This window comes from Streptomyces sp. PL-25, from assembly GCF_058344915.1.
Genome location: NZ_CP136997.1, coordinates 1,435,425 through 1,449,047, shown reverse-complemented (window position 1 = coordinate 1,449,047; position 13,623 = coordinate 1,435,425). Strand labels below are relative to the sequence as shown.

9 protein-coding genes and 1 pseudogene are annotated in these 13,623 nt (G+C 74.0%); 7 read left to right on the top strand and 3 right to left on the bottom strand.

Annotation, left to right across the window (positions count from 1 at the left end; all coding sequences use genetic code 11):
• Positions 1-39: 39 nt before the first annotated feature.
• The 4 genes from R4Z62_RS06425 (at position 40) to R4Z62_RS06410 (ending at position 4,644) form a co-directional block, all read left to right on the top strand.
• The gene (locus R4Z62_RS06425; protein WP_018570440.1) at positions 40-801 is read left to right on the top strand and encodes an amino acid ABC transporter ATP-binding protein; all 762 of its coding nucleotides are present in this window, start codon (positions 40-42) and stop codon (positions 799-801) included.
• Between the two features lie 384 nt (positions 802-1,185).
• Entirely contained in the window at positions 1,186-1,965 is a 780-nt protein-coding gene (locus R4Z62_RS06420) for a DUF1684 domain-containing protein (protein ID WP_491519316.1), read from the top strand.
• A 245-nt stretch (positions 1,966-2,210) separates the two neighbouring features.
• Entirely contained in the window at positions 2,211-3,113 is a 903-nt protein-coding gene (locus tag R4Z62_RS06415) for a S1 family peptidase (protein ID WP_064532016.1), read from the top strand.
• A gap of 448 nt (positions 3,114-3,561) precedes the next feature.
• Positions 3,562-4,644 carry a S1 family peptidase gene (locus R4Z62_RS06410; RefSeq protein WP_491519315.1) on the top strand — a complete coding sequence of 361 codons (1,083 nt, stop codon included), beginning with the start codon at positions 3,562-3,564 and terminating at the stop codon, positions 4,642-4,644.
• Between the two features lie 401 nt (positions 4,645-5,045).
• Here R4Z62_RS06410 and R4Z62_RS06405 read toward each other — a convergent pair.
• Positions 5,046-6,068, bottom strand: a pseudogene (locus tag R4Z62_RS06405) (ABC-2 transporter permease); the annotation flags it as partial.
• A gap of 155 nt (positions 6,069-6,223) precedes the next feature.
• Between R4Z62_RS06405 and R4Z62_RS06400 the strand changes: the two are divergent.
• Together R4Z62_RS06400 and R4Z62_RS06395 are read left to right on the top strand one after the other, a co-directional pair.
• Complete coding sequence (locus tag R4Z62_RS06400; protein WP_491519314.1) at positions 6,224-9,973, top strand: DNA polymerase III subunit alpha; 3,750 nt, start codon at positions 6,224-6,226, stop codon at positions 9,971-9,973.
• Positions 9,970-10,944, top strand: coding sequence for a DNA polymerase Y family protein (locus tag R4Z62_RS06395; protein ID WP_491519313.1), 975 nt, complete (start codon positions 9,970-9,972; stop codon positions 10,942-10,944). Before R4Z62_RS06400 ends, R4Z62_RS06395 begins: the two co-directional genes overlap by 4 nt.
• Before the next feature lie 8 nt (positions 10,945-10,952).
• On the opposite strand, the gene R4Z62_RS06390 is transcribed toward R4Z62_RS06395, so the two are convergent.
• Positions 10,953-12,149, bottom strand: a complete 1,197-nt coding sequence (locus R4Z62_RS06390) for an IS110 family RNA-guided transposase (protein ID WP_491519312.1) — start codon at positions 12,147-12,149, stop codon at positions 10,953-10,955.
• 322 nt (positions 12,150-12,471) lie between these two features.
• Positions 12,472-12,846, bottom strand: a complete 375-nt coding sequence (locus R4Z62_RS06385) for a cupin domain-containing protein (RefSeq protein WP_064532006.1) — start codon at positions 12,844-12,846, stop codon at positions 12,472-12,474.
• A gap of 220 nt (positions 12,847-13,066) precedes the next feature.
• On the opposite strand from R4Z62_RS06385, the gene R4Z62_RS06380 reads away from it, so the two are divergent.
• Positions 13,067-13,513 carry a MarR family winged helix-turn-helix transcriptional regulator gene (locus tag R4Z62_RS06380; RefSeq protein ID WP_064532005.1) on the top strand — a complete coding sequence of 149 codons (447 nt, stop codon included), beginning with the start codon at positions 13,067-13,069 and terminating at the stop codon, positions 13,511-13,513.
• Positions 13,514-13,623: the final 110 nt, after the last annotated feature.

Below are 13,623 nucleotides of genomic sequence, written 5' to 3'. Positions count from 1 at the left end.
CTCGTCTTGTCCCGTCCCACCGCACCGAAGGAACCCGCGATGAGCGTCATGGTCGACATCAGGTCCGTCCACAAGAGCTTCGGCTCGCTGGAAGTACTCAAAGGCATCGACCTGGAGGTGGACACCGGCCAGGTCACCGTGATCCTCGGCCCCTCCGGCTCGGGCAAGTCGACGCTGCTGCGCACCATCAACCACCTGGAGAAGGTGGACCGGGGCGCGATCAGCGTCGACGGCACCCTCGTCGGCTACCGGCGCTCGGGCGACACGCTGCACGAACTGCCCGAGCGTGAAGTGCTCCGGCAGCGCACCCGGATCGGCTTCGTCTTCCAGAACTTCCATCTCTTCCCGCATCTGACGGTGCTGGAGAACATCGTCGAGGCGCCGGTCGCCGCGCTGAAGCGGCCCCGCGCGGACGCCGTGGCCGCCGCGCTGCGGCTGCTGGAGCGGGTGGGCCTCGCCGACAAGGCGGACGCGTACCCGGGCCGGCTCTCCGGCGGCCAGCAGCAGCGGGTGGCCATCGCCCGCGCGCTGGCCCTGGAACCCCGGCTGCTGCTCTTCGACGAGCCCACCTCCGCGCTCGACCCGGAACTGGTCGGCGAGGTCCTCGACGTCATCAAGGACCTGGCCCGGCAGGGCACCACCATGATCGTCGTCACCCATGAGATCGGCTTCGCGCGCGAGGTCGCCGACACGGTGGTGTTCATGGACGACGGGCGGATCGTCGAGCAGGGGCCGCCCGCCGAGGTCCTCGACCGGCCGCGGCACGAACGGACACGGGCGTTCCTGTCCAAGGTGCTGTGACCCGGCGGGTGCCGTGACCCGGCGCCGACCCGGCCGCGGCGGTCGCGGCGCACGGCCGGGGGAGCTGGGCCATCCGGTCGTCGTCCGGGCGGGGGATTCGGGCGCGGGCCGCGGGCTCCGGGTGCGCGGGCGGGCGCCCGGGGTGCGCCCGCGCCCGGGTCCGCACCCGTGCCGAGTCCGGCACCGGACGCGCGACGGGCATCGGCTCCGGCGGCGCCGGGAACCCGCAAGCCCCGCGCCAACTCCTGGTGTTCGTACGGCAGAACACCTCGCGCGCCCCCGTCCCGCCCGGCGCGGGAGCGCGTACCGCACACGGGAGCGGGCCGCCGCACGGCGCCCGCACCTCGGTTTGGCCGCACGGCCGCACATGGAAGGGTTGATCACATGACGGACGCATCCGACCGCTGGAAGCAGTGGCACGAGGACCGCACCGCATCGGTGTCGGCGCCCTACGGGCCGCTCGCGCTGACCGGCACGCACTGGCTGGAGGACCACCCGGGCGGTCTGCTCCCGGGCGTCCCCGGGAGCTGGGCGGCCGACGGCGACGCGGTGGTGCTCGACGCCGTCGAGGCGGACGGACTGACCGTCGACGGCCGGCCCTTCGCCGGGCGGGTGCGGCTCGGCGCCGACACCGCGGCGCCGGCGGACGCGCGGGTGGCGCGGGGGGAGCGCCGGCTGGTCGTGCTCGTCCGCGAAGGCGCCTGGGGGGTACGGGACTACGACCCGGACTCCGCGGTCCGGCGGGCGTTCCGCGGCATCGAGGCCACCGCCCACGACCCGCGCTGGTCGGTGCCGGGGCGTTTCACCCCGTACGAGGAGAGTCGTACCGTACGCGTGCCGAACGCGGACGGGCGTGAGCGCGGCCTCGCCCTCGCCGGGGAGCTGGCGTTCACCCTGGAGGGGCGGGAACTGACGCTCCAGGCCGCCCGGCGGCCGGACGGCGGGCTGTGGGCGGTGTTCGCCGACGCCACCAGCGGGGACAGCAGCTTCCGCTTCCGTTTCCTGTATCCGCAGGCCCCGGACGCCGAAGGACGCACCACGGTCGACCTCAACCGCGCCGAGCTGCCGCCGTGCGCGTTCGCCGACCACTTCATCTGCCCGTTCCCGCCGCCGGGCAACACGCTGGACCTCGCGATACCCGCGGGGGAGCGCACCCTGCGCTGAGGCCCCGGCACCCTGGCGGCTGACCTGTCGTCAATCCACCCGGACCGCACACAGTCCACTCGAATCGCACACAGTCGCACGGCCGAAAGGCACTCTTGCGCCGACCGGCCGTTCGGCCGAATACTCCCCCACAGCGCTTGTCAGGGGCACAACGTGTCTGGAACCCGGACCACCGCCCCCGGCTCTGCGCCTCACGGGCCCCGACCCCACGCGGGCCCCCGACTTCCTTTGTGGAGGAACGAAAAGTGAGGATCAAGCGCACTTCCCCCCGCACCGTCGTCACGAGACAGACCCGGCTGGTGGCCGTCGCCGCCGGACTCGTGGCCGCCGCCGCGTTCGCGGTCCCCAGCGCGAACGCGTCCGACACCAGCACCTTCAGCGCCGCACAGCTCACCAGCGTGAGCGACTCGGTGCTCAAGGCCGATGTCCCGGGCACCGCCTGGGCCGTCGACAGCACGACCAACCGGGTCGTCGTCACCGCCGACAGCACGGTCTCCCAGGCCGACATCAACAGGATCAAACAGCGGGCCGGGGCCGACTCCGGGGCCCTGACCATCAAGCACACCCCGGGCAGGTTCAGGAAGCTGATCTCCGGCGGCGACGCCATCTACGCCAGCGGCTGGCGCTGCTCGCTGGGCTTCAACGTCCAGGACGCCAGCGGGAACTACTACTTCCTGACCGCCGGTCACTGCACCGACGGCGCGGGCACCTGGTGGTCGGACTCCTCGCACTCGACCACCCTCGGCACCACCGCCGGGTCCTCCTTCCCCGGCAACGACTACGGCATCGTGCGCTACACCAACAGCTCGGTGACCAAGTCGGGCGCCGTGGGCAGCCAGGACATCACGAGCGCCGCCACGCCCTCCGTGGGGACCACCGTGTACCGCCGCGGCTCCACGACCGGCACGCACAGCGGCCGGGTCACCGCGCTCAACGCGCAGGTCAACTACGGCGGCGGTGACATCGTCTCCGGTCTGATCCAGACCACGGTCTGCGCCGAACCCGGCGACTCCGGCGGCCCGTTGTACGGCGGCAGCACGGCCTACGGCCTGACCTCCGGCGGCAGCGGCGACTGCTCCTCCGGCGGTACGACCTTCTTCCAGCCGGTCACCGAGGCGCTGAGCGCCTACGGGGTCCACGTGTACTGACCCCGTCCCTCCTCCGTCCCTTCCGGGCGATCCCGGCCGTCCCCCACCGGCCGGAACAAGGCGGCCCCCGCACGCGAGTTCGCGTGCGGGGGCCGTCGTCCGTCCGGGCCGCGTCGTCCGTCCGGGGCCGTAAGCCCGTGGGGCGGGTCGAACGGTCCCGGCCGCACGGGTTCCGGTTCCGGCGCGGCACGGGCGAGATCCGGACAGGAGTAGACCTCACAGAGCGCCGACAGGTTACTCGCTCGTAGTGTTTGCAGAGTGAACGGGGGCGTCCCGACCTCGGGCGCTCAAGCCGCAAGGGGCGTACGCCGGTTGGCGTACGCGCGTCCAGAACTCGACCTTGTGTGCTCCCTGCGGGCCTCGGAATAGTAGGCGCCGTTCAACCGCCTTCCGGCCCGCTGAGGTCCCCACAACCTCGCGGGCCGATCCCCCCACAGGAGGACGTCAGTTGAAGCATCGACGCATACCCGCGCGCCGGGCGACCATGGCGACCGCGGGCATCGCCGCACTCGTCGTCGCCGGAGTCACTTTCCAGAGTGCGAACGCCAGTGAGCCGGACGCCGCCCCCACGGCCCGCGCGCTGTCGGCCCCCACGGCCGGAAAACTCGCCTCGACCCTGGTCAAGGACCTCGGGACCGACCGCACGGCGGGCGCGTACTACGACGCCCGCTCCGGTCACCTCGTGGTCAACGTGCTCGACAAGGCCGCGGCGCGGACCGTCGAGCGGGCGGGGGCCAGGGCCAGAGTCGTCGCGCACACCCTCGCCGAACTGGACGGCGCCCGTACGACGCTGGCGAAGCGGGCGACCATACCGGGCACCTCGTGGTCGACCGACCCCGTCAGCGGCAAGGTCGCGGTCACCGCCGACAGAACGGTCTCCCCGGCCGCCTGGGCGAAGCTGTCCAAGATCGTCGCGGGCCTGGGCGACAAGGCCGAACTCAAGCGGTCGAAGGGGGAGTTCAAGCCCTTCGTCGCGGGCGGTGACGCCATCACCGGATCGGGCGGGCGCTGTTCGCTCGGGTTCAACGTGGTCAAGGACGGGCAGCCGTACTTCCTCACCGCGGGCCACTGCACCGAGGCCATCTCCACCTGGTCGGACGCCGACGGCACCGTGATCGGCAGCAACGAGCGCTCCAGCTTCCCCGGGGACGACTTCGGCCTGGTGAAGTACACGGCCTCCGTCGACCACCCCAGCGCGGTCGACCTCTACGACGGGTCCACGCAGCCGATCACCAAGGCGGGCGAGGCGACCGTCGGCGAGCAGGTGACCCGCAGCGGCTCGACGACCCACGTCCACACCGGCACGGTCACCGGTCTGGACGCCACGGTGAACTACTCCGAGGGCACCGTCAGCGGCCTCATCCAGACCGATGTGTGCGCCGAGCCCGGGGACAGCGGCGGTTCGCTGTTCGACGGCGACACCGCGCTCGGTCTGACCTCCGGCGGCAGCGGTGACTGCTCCTCCGGCGGCGAGACCTTCTTCCAGCCGGTCACCGAGGCACTGTCGGCGACCGGCGCCGAGATCGGCTGACCCCACCTCGCCCCATCCCCCCCCACGGGATCCGGCGGAGCCCCGTCCTCGCGCGCGAGAGGGCGGGGCTCCTAGGCGTCCGCGCCCGGGTCCGCGCCCGGGTCCGTGCCCGGGTCCGTGCCGGTGTCCGGGGCCGCGTCGGGGGCAGGGCCCTGGGCGGCGGCGTCCGTACGGGGGCCGGTGCCAGGGGCCGGCCCGGAGGCGGCGGGGCCCGGGTCGGTGAAGGTGTCGTTCACGGGCGGCGCGGGTGCGGAGGAGCCGGCGGGCGCGGCGCCGCCCGCCTGCGCGGAGCCGCCGTGCCCGGCCGCCCCGGCGGTGGCCGCTCCTGCGGCGGCCGTCGCGGCCGTCCCGGCCACCGGGTCCGGGGAGTCCTTCCACGCCGCTCCGACGGCGCCGCCGCCGCGCCCGCGCCGCTGGCCCGAGGCCAGCAGGGTGACCACCACCCCCGCCGCCGCCCACGCCCCCAGCACCAGCAGCGCGCCGGTCAGGGCGTTGCTCCGGAAGTACGCGATCGAGCGGGCCGCCCAGGTCCCCGCGCCCGGCGGCAGCGCGGGCCCGATCGTCTTCCAGAACGGGGGCAGCAGCGGCAGCGGGAAGGCGCCGCCCGCGCTCGGGTTGCCCGCGATCACCACCAGCAGGATGGCCAGACCGATGCCGATGACGCCGAAGACCCCCTGAAGGGCGAGGGTGGCGGCGCCCACGGCGAAGGTGATCAGCGCCCCCAGGCCCCACAGGGCCGCGACACCGCCCGGCAGCGCGCCCAGGACCGGCCCCACGATGACCGCGCCGCCGAGCCCGCCGACGGCCGCGACGAAGGCCATGGCGCCCAGCCGGATCGCCGCGCGCCGCAGGTTGGCGGGGCGCGCCCCGGTGCTGATCGCGAGGATCGAGGCGCACAGATAGCCGCCGACGCACCAGCCCACGACCAGGTAGAAGGAGGACAGGCCGTTGAAGTCGCCGGTGGAGGCCGGTGCCACGTCCACCGTCCGCACCGTCCGGTGCTGGGCCTGCTCCACGGGCCCGACGATCCGCTCCAGGCTGGTGGCGAGGATGGTGCCGCCGCCGGTGGCGACCAGCAGGGTGTCGGTGGTGCCGCCCGGGGAGACGACCAGGGCGCCGTCGACGTCCCGGTCCAGGATCTGCCGGCGGGCCGCCGCCTCGTCGGCCACCGCGCGCGGGTCCAGGGGCGAGCCGGGCAGCTGCCGCAGCCTGGCGACCGTCTGCCCGGCCGCCGCCCCGGGCGCCGCGACGGCGAAGGGCACGTCCTTGGGCTTCGGGTGGTGCAGCGCGCCCACGTAGGAGGCGATGAACAGCAGCTGGAGCGCCAGCACCCCGACCACGAGCAGCGTGGCCCGCGGGGTGACGGCGTCCTTGACCTCCTGGACGAAGGAGTGGCGGGGCCGGCGGGCGTGCGGGTGGGTCATGGTCTCACGCTGCGGTCCGGCGGGTGTTCGCGCAGGTGGGAGGCGCCCGAACGGGCGTCGCACAGATGTTCGGGAATTGGTTTATGGTGGAGGGCGAGTAGTGAACTGATGTTCGAAAGCCTGTGTGTACGGGCCCACGACCGCGGGAGGTGCGGATGCCGGGTTTCACGCATCTGCACACCGTCTCCGGGTTCTCCCTGCGCTACGGCGCCTCGCACCCGGAGCGGCTGGCCGAGCGCGCCGCCGAGCGGGGCATGGACGCCCTCGCCCTCACCGACCGCGACACCCTCGCCGGTACGGTCCGCTTCGCCAAGGCCTGTGCGGCGGCGGGCGTCCGCCCGCTGTTCGGCGCGGAACTGGCGGTGGCCGGGCCCGACGCGTCCGTACGCGGGGACGGGGTCGTACGGCATGGCGGATCCGTACGCCGCGACGGGTCCGTACGCGGCGGCGGGCCCGCGGGGCAGGGCGGTCCGGGGTGGCCCGGCGGGGGACCGCGGCCGGAGCGGCGCCGGGCACCGGTGCGCGGCGGTGCCTTCGTCGACGAGTCGACTCCGCGGGTCACCTTCCTCGCCCGGGACGGCGCCCGCGGCTGGGCCGACCTGTGCCGGCTGGTCACCGCCGCCCACGCCGCGCCCTCGGACATCCCCCTGCTGCCCTGGTCCGGCAACCATGGCGACGGTCTGACCGTGCTGCTCGGACCCGGTTCCGACGTCGGCAGGGCGCTGGCCGCCGGCCGCCCCGACCGGGCCGCACGGCTCCTGGTCCCCTGGCGCGAGGTCTACGGCGACGCCCTGCGCCTGGAGGCCGTCTGGCACGGCCGCACGGGCACCGGCCCCGGCTCCCTGCGGCTGGCCGCCCGGACCGTCGGCTTCGCCGCCGAGCAGCGGGTCCGGCCCGTGCTCAGCAACGCCGCCCGCTACGCCGACCCGGACCAGGGCCCGGTCGCCGACGTCCTGGACGCCGCCCGCCGCCTGGTCCCCCTCGGCGCCACCGGGGAGCGGGACTCCGGCGAGGCGTGGCTGAAGGGACCCGGCGCCATGCTGGAGGCGGCCGAGAGGATCGTGGAGGCCGCCGGGTTCCGGCGCGACACCGCCCACCGGCTGCTGGAGCAGACCCGGGCGGCGGCCGCCGAGTGCCTGGTCGACCCGGAGGACGACCTCGGCATGGGCGCGGTCCACTTCCCCGAGCCGCACCTCGTCGGCGCCGGGCGCCGCACCGCCCAGCGCGCGCTGGCCTCCCGGGCGGCGGCGGGCATGGTACGGCGCGGCTACGCCGGACGGCGCGCGTACTGGGCGCGGATGCACGAGGAACTGGACGTCATCGCGTACCACGGCTACGCCTCCTACTTCCTCACCGTCGCCCAGGTGGTGGACGACGTACGGGAGATGGGCATCCGGGTCGCCGCGCGCGGTTCCGGGGCGGGCTCCCTCGTCAACCACCTCCTCGGCATCGCCCACGCCGACCCGGTCGAGCACGGGCTGCTGATGGAACGCTTCCTGTCCCGGCGGCGGTTCGTGCTGCCCGACATCGACATCGACGTGGAGTCCGCGCGCCGTCTTGAGGTCTACCGGAAGATCATCGGCCGGTTCGGCGCGGAGCGGGTGGCGACGGTCGCCATGCCGGAGACGTACCGGGTGCGCCACGCGATCCGCGACGTGGGCGCGGCCCTGTCCATGGACCCCGCCGAAATCGACCGGGTCGCCAAGTCCTTCCCGCACATCCGCGCCCGCGACGCCCGCGCGGCCCTGGAGGAACTGCCCGAACTGCGGGCGCTGGCGGGGCGGAAGGAGCGGTACGGCAGGCTGTGGGAGCTGGTCGAGGCGCTGGACGCGCTGCCGCGCGGGGTCGCCATGCACCCCTGCGGGGTCCTGCTGTCCGACGCCTCCCTGCTCGCCCGGACGCCGGTCGTGCCCACCAGCGGCGAGGGGCTGCCCATGTCCCAGTTCGACAAGGAGGACGTGGAGGACCTCGGGCTGCTCAAGCTGGATGTGCTGGGCGTGCGGATGCAGTCGGCGATGGCGCACGCTCTCGCCGAGGTGGAGCGGACCACGGGGGAGCGGGTCGACCTGGACTCCGTGCCGCCGGGCGATCCGGCGACGTACCGGCTCATCCGCTCCGCCGAGACCCTCGGCTGCTTCCAGATCGAGTCCCCGGGCCAGCGCGACCTGGTCGGCCGGCTCCAGCCCGCCGACTTCCACGACCTCGTGGTCGACATCTCCCTCTTCCGGCCCGGCCCGGTCGCCGCCGACATGGTGCGGCCGTTCATCGAGGCCCGGCACGGCCGGGCGCCGGTGCGCTATCCGCACCCGGACCTGGCCGGACCGCTGGCGGAGACGTACGGCGTCGTCGTCTTCCACGAGCAGATCATCCACATCGTGCACCTCATGACCGGCTGCGGGCGCGACGAGGCGGACCGGGTGCGGCGCGGGCTGTCCGACCCGGAGTCGCAGGGGCGGATCAGGGTGTGGTTCGCCCAGCACGCGGCGGCGCGGGGATACAGCGCAGAAACGATTCAGCGCACCTGGGAGATCGTCGAGGCGTTCGGTTCGTACGGCTTCTGCAAGGCGCACGCGGTGGCCTTCGCCGTGCCCACCTACCAGTCGGCGTGGCTGAAGGCCCACCATCCGGCCGCCTTCTACGCCGGGCTGCTCACCCACGACCCCGGCATGTACCCGAAGCGGCTGCTGCTGGCGGACGCGCGGCGGCGCGGGGTGCCGATCCTGCCGCTGGACGTGAACCGGTCGGGAGTCGCCCATCGTATCGAACTGGTGTCTGACGCGAAGAGGGGCAAAGCTGGTAAAGCACCTGAAAAGGCCGAAGGTCCTGAAGGTCCCGAAGGTGCCGGTACGTGGGGGCTGCGGCTGGCCCTCTCCGACGTGCTCGGCATCAGCGAGGCCGAGGCGGCGCGGATCGCGGACGGACAGCCGTACGCCTCGCTGCTCGACTTCTGGAAACGGGCCCGCCCGAGCCGCCCGGTCGCCGGACGGCTCGCCCAGGTGGGCGCGCTGGACGCGTTCGGTGCCAACCGCCGCGACCTGCAACTGCACCTGACCGAGCTGCACCGGGGCGCCCGGGGCGCGGGCGGCGGTCAGCTCCCCCTGGCCGGAGGGAAGGACACGGCCACCGCCGGGCTGCCCGACCTGTCCGACGCCGAGAGGCTCAGCGCCGAACTGGGCGTGCTGTCCATGGACGCCTCCCGCAATCTGATGGACGACCACCGGGCGTTCCTCGACGAACTGGGCGTGGTCTCCGCGCGCCGGCTGCGTACGGCGCGGCACGGGGAGACGGTGCTGGTCGCGGGCGCCAAGGCGGCCACCCAGACCCCGCCGGTCCGGTCCGGCAGGCGGGTCATCTTCACCACCCTCGACGACGGCACCGGCTTGGTCGACCTCGCCTTCTTCGACGACTCCCACGACGCCTGCGCGCACACCGTCTTCCACTCCTGGCTGCTGCTGGTGCGCGGAGTGGTGCAGCGGCGCGGCCCGCGCAGCCTCAGCGTGGTGGGCGCCGCCGCCTGGAATCTCGCCGAACTGGCCGAACTGCGCGCCGAGGGCGGTCTGGAGGAGGTGGCGGCCCGCCTGGCCCGCCCCGGCGGCCCACCGGAGGCGGCCGCGGACGGGGACGGCCCGGACGACGGATCCGGGGGAGGCGACGGCGGTGACCGCGAGGGCCGGGAGGGCCGGGAGGGCCGCGGTGGCGGGCGGCGGGCCCGGCTCGCCGGCTCGGACGGGCGGCCCGCGCCCGCCGGTTCCGCCGCCCAGGACCCGATGGAGGCCGCGCGCGGGCGCCGCATCCGCATGCCCACCGGCTACGAGATGCATCCATGGGCGGATCTGCGCCCGGCGGGAGAAGGGCCCGCGAACGGAAGGAAGTTGTGGCACCAGAGTCCAGGGAGCGCGGGATGACCATCCTCTGCGTACGTTTCCAGCTGCCGCCGATGTACGAGGCGGCCCTGCCCGGACTGCTCGGGCTGCTGGAGGAGTTCACCCCCGTGGTCGAGGCGCTGCCGCCGGACGGCGCGCTGGCCGATCTGCGGGGCGCCGAACGGTACTTCGGGCGCGACGCGGTCGCACTCGCGGCGGTGATCCGGGTCCGCGCGCTCGCGCGGTTCGGCGTCGACTGCGTGATCGGCGCCGGGCCGGGCCCGATGCTGGCCCGGGTGGCACTGGGGGACGCCCGGCCCGGGGCGCCCTGCGCCGCGCCCGCCGAACCGGCCGCCGCCGCGGAGTTCCTCGCCCACCGGCCCGTCACCGCGCTGCCCGGCGCGGGCCGGGCGACGGCCCGCACCCTGGGCGAGTACGGCCTGGACACCCTGGGCCTGGTCGCCGCCGCGCCCCTGCCGACCCTCCAGCGCCTGGTCGGCGCGAAGGCGGGCCGCGAACTGCGCGACCGGGCGAACGGCGTCGACCGCGGCCGGGTCGTCCCGGGCGCCGTCGAGCGGTCCCTGCTCGCCGAACGCCCCTTCGACCGCGACGAACTGGACCCCGGCCGGCACCGCGCGGCGCTGCTGTCGGCGGCCGGGGAACTGGGCGCGCGGCTGCGCGCCCTCGGCAAGGTCTGCCGCGCCCTGACCCTCACCGTGCGCTACGCCGACCGGTCGGCCACCGTCCGCGGCCGCACGCTCGCCGAACCGACCGCCCACTCGGCGGCGCTGACCGGGACCGCGTACGCCCTGTACGAGGCCCTGGGCCTCCAGCGCGCCCGGGTCCGCGCGCTCGTCCTGCGCGCGGAGGGGCTCGGCGACGCCGGGCACGCCTCCCACCAGCTCACCTTCGATCCCGTGGACGAGAAGGTCCGCCGTATCGAGGAGGTCGCGGACCGCGCGCGGGCCCGGTTCGGGCCGCGCGCGGTGATCCCGGGGACCCTGGCTTCCTAATGCTGTTGTCAAGCAGCCGTCGTGACCGGCGGTGTGACCTCGTAGCGCCGCCGGTCACGGATGAGGGCCCAGATGACGTTGACGCGTCGGCGGGCGAGGGCGAGGACGGCCTGGACGTGCTTCTTCCCTTCGGCGCGTTTGCGGTCGTAGAACTTCCGGGAGTTCGGGTCGTAGCGGACGCTGACCAGCGCGGAGGTGTAGAAGACCCGCTGGAGTCTGCGGTGATAGACCAGGGGCCGGTGCAGGTTGCCGCTGACCTTGCCCGAGTCGCGCGGCCGAGGGGCGACGCCGGCGAACGCCGCCAGGGCGTCGGGGGAGTCGAAATCGTCGAGGCTGCCACCGACGGCGGCGAGGAACTCGGCCCCGAGGGTCGCGCCGATGCCCGGGACGCTTAGGACGATGTCGGCGAGTTCGTGCCCGCGAAACCGGCCCTCGATGAGCTTGTCCATCTCGGCGATCTGCTCGTTGAGGGCCGTCACCTCCTCGGCCAGGGTGTGGACCAGCGTTGCGATGGTCTTCTCCCCGGGAACGGCGGTGTGCTGCCGCTCGGCGGCCTCGACCGCTGCTTCGGCCAGGGATCTCGCGTTGCGGACCTTGCGGTTGGCCAGCCACTTCGTCAGCCGAGTGACCCCGGACCGGCGGATCGCGGCCGGGGTCTGGTAGCCGGTCAGCAGCCTGAGTGGGCCCGTATTGGTCACGTCCAGGGCCCTCTCCAGGGCCGGGAACATGCTCAGCAGGGTGCCGCGCAGGCGGTTGACGACGCGGGTGCGGTCCTCGACGAGGTCGGACCGGCGGCCGGTCAGCAGCTTGAGTTCGACGACGGCTTCGTCGCCGGGGCGGATGGGCCGCAGGTCGCGGCGCATCCTGGCCTGGTCGGCAATGACGTAGGCGTCGCGGGCGTCGGTCTTGCCCTCGCCGCGGTAGCCGTCGGATGCCCGGTTCACGAGCCGGCCGGGCATGTAAAGGACGGCCTGGCCGTGGCTGACGAGGAGGGCCGGCAGCAGTGCGGGTTCTCCGCCGGTCATGTCGATGGCCCAGGTGACCTCGCGGCCGTCGGCCAGGTCCAGGACGTCGCCGATCAGCTTCAGCAGCTCGGGCTCGTCGTTGACGACCCGCCGCGACAGCAGCGTCTTGCCGTCCGTGTCCAGAGCGAGGCCGTGATGGTGGCCCTTGCCGCTGTCGATCCCCGCCCATATCCGGCTCATCTTGCTCCTGACGTGCTCGTTCGGACTCTTCGTGCCACGGACGACCTCGCCGGCATTGCTCTGCACAGCGACTTGCTCGCACTTCCTAATCGGCGGCCGAGTCGTCGTGGGGCACTGGGCGGCGAAGCCAGGGAAACCACGAGACGGCAGCCGCCTGATAGCCACACCCAGCACCCCTGGGCGACCCAACCCTACGAATGGCTCGATCAACCCGATCAAGAAGGTAGAGCCGCCTGAACGAGCGGCCTTCCGGCTGCCCGGGGCCCCCGCCCCTCCGCTGTCCTGTCCGGCCTGTCCGGCCTGTCCGGCCGGTCCGGCCGGTCTAGTTGGCCCACGGCGGGGTGAGGACGGTGCCGTCCGCGAGGCGGGCCGTCAGGCCGACGGACGTGGTGACCCAGGAGACCGCGGTGCGGTCCGTGGGGTTCTCCACGGTGAAGGTCGCCCCGGCGTTGACGATCACGGTGTCGCCCGCGGTGACGCGCTCGGTGCGGTCGTCGAGCGTGACCAGGAGTTCGCCGTCGAGCAGGTGGAGGATCTCCTCGCGGTCGACGGTGTGGGCGGGCGCCCTGGTGCCCGCGGGGATCTCGGCGCGCCAGGCGCACAGCTCCCCGGCGCCGGTGCGCGGGGTGGCGTACGAGACGAAACGGGCGCCGTGGATCTCGTGGGTCGTGGCTTCGGACGGGTGGACGACGGGCATGGGGGTCCCCTTCGGGGGTGGGTGAACCGCTCGACGGGCGGCTCGGGCGGCTCGGGCGGGGGCCGGGTGGCCCGGGGTGGATGGCTTTATGGTCAAGCAGCTTGACTATATAGTCAAGTCGCTTGTCTGAGTAAGTGGTCAAGCCGCCTGATCGCATGGTCAAGGCGTCTGACCGAGTGGTCAGGCGCCTTGACCATGGGGGCGGTGCTTCAATGTCCCCGTGCACAGCTCCGAGGCCATGGCCCTCTCCGCCGCCCTGCTCGCCGTCGCCGGCCGGCTGACCCAGCGCATCCATGACGGCGTCGCCGCCCGCGGGTTCGAGGGGCTGCGGCCCGCGCACGGTTTCGCGTTCGCGCGGCTGGCGCCGGGCGGGGCGACCGTGACCGAGCTGGCCGCCCATCTCGGGGTCACCAAGCAGGCGGCCAGTCAGCTCGTCGACGAGATCGTGCGCAAGGGGTACGCGGAGCGGCGCCCCCATCCCGCCGACGCGCGGGCCCGGCTGATCGTGCTGACCGCGCGGGGGCTGGCCTGCACCCGCGCGGCGGAGGAGTCGGCCGCGGAGGCGGTGCGGGGGTGGATCGCCGTGCTCGGCGAGGACGAGGTGGGCGCGCTGGGGGAGCGGCTGGCGCGGATCGCGCCGTCGGGGCCGATCCGACCGTCTTGGTGACGGTTCGTCATGGCGTGTCACTCGCACACGAGTTGACGCGCGGAGCGGACTCGCGAGTTTTTACTGACGCGTAACTTCACACTTCGACTACTCGTCCGTAACTTGACGAG

Bases quoted from the DNA above. Each gene is read 5' to 3' on its own strand.
- R4Z62_RS06385 (WP_064532006.1), bottom strand. From the start codon at position 12,846: ATGCCCGTCGTCCACCCGTCCGAAGCCACGACCCACGAGATCCACGGC.
- R4Z62_RS06400 (WP_491519314.1), top strand. From the start codon at position 6,224: ATGCCGGGTTTCACGCATCTGCACACCGTCTCCGGGTTCTCCCTGCGC.
- R4Z62_RS06390 (WP_491519312.1), bottom strand. From the start codon at position 12,149: ATGAGCCGGATATGGGCGGGGATCGACAGCGGCAAGGGCCACCATCAC.
- R4Z62_RS06420 (WP_491519316.1), top strand. From the start codon at position 1,186: ATGACGGACGCATCCGACCGCTGGAAGCAGTGGCACGAGGACCGCACC.
- R4Z62_RS06425 (WP_018570440.1), top strand. From the start codon at position 40: ATGAGCGTCATGGTCGACATCAGGTCCGTCCACAAGAGCTTCGGCTCG.
- R4Z62_RS06395 (WP_491519313.1), top strand. From the start codon at position 9,970: ATGACCATCCTCTGCGTACGTTTCCAGCTGCCGCCGATGTACGAGGCG.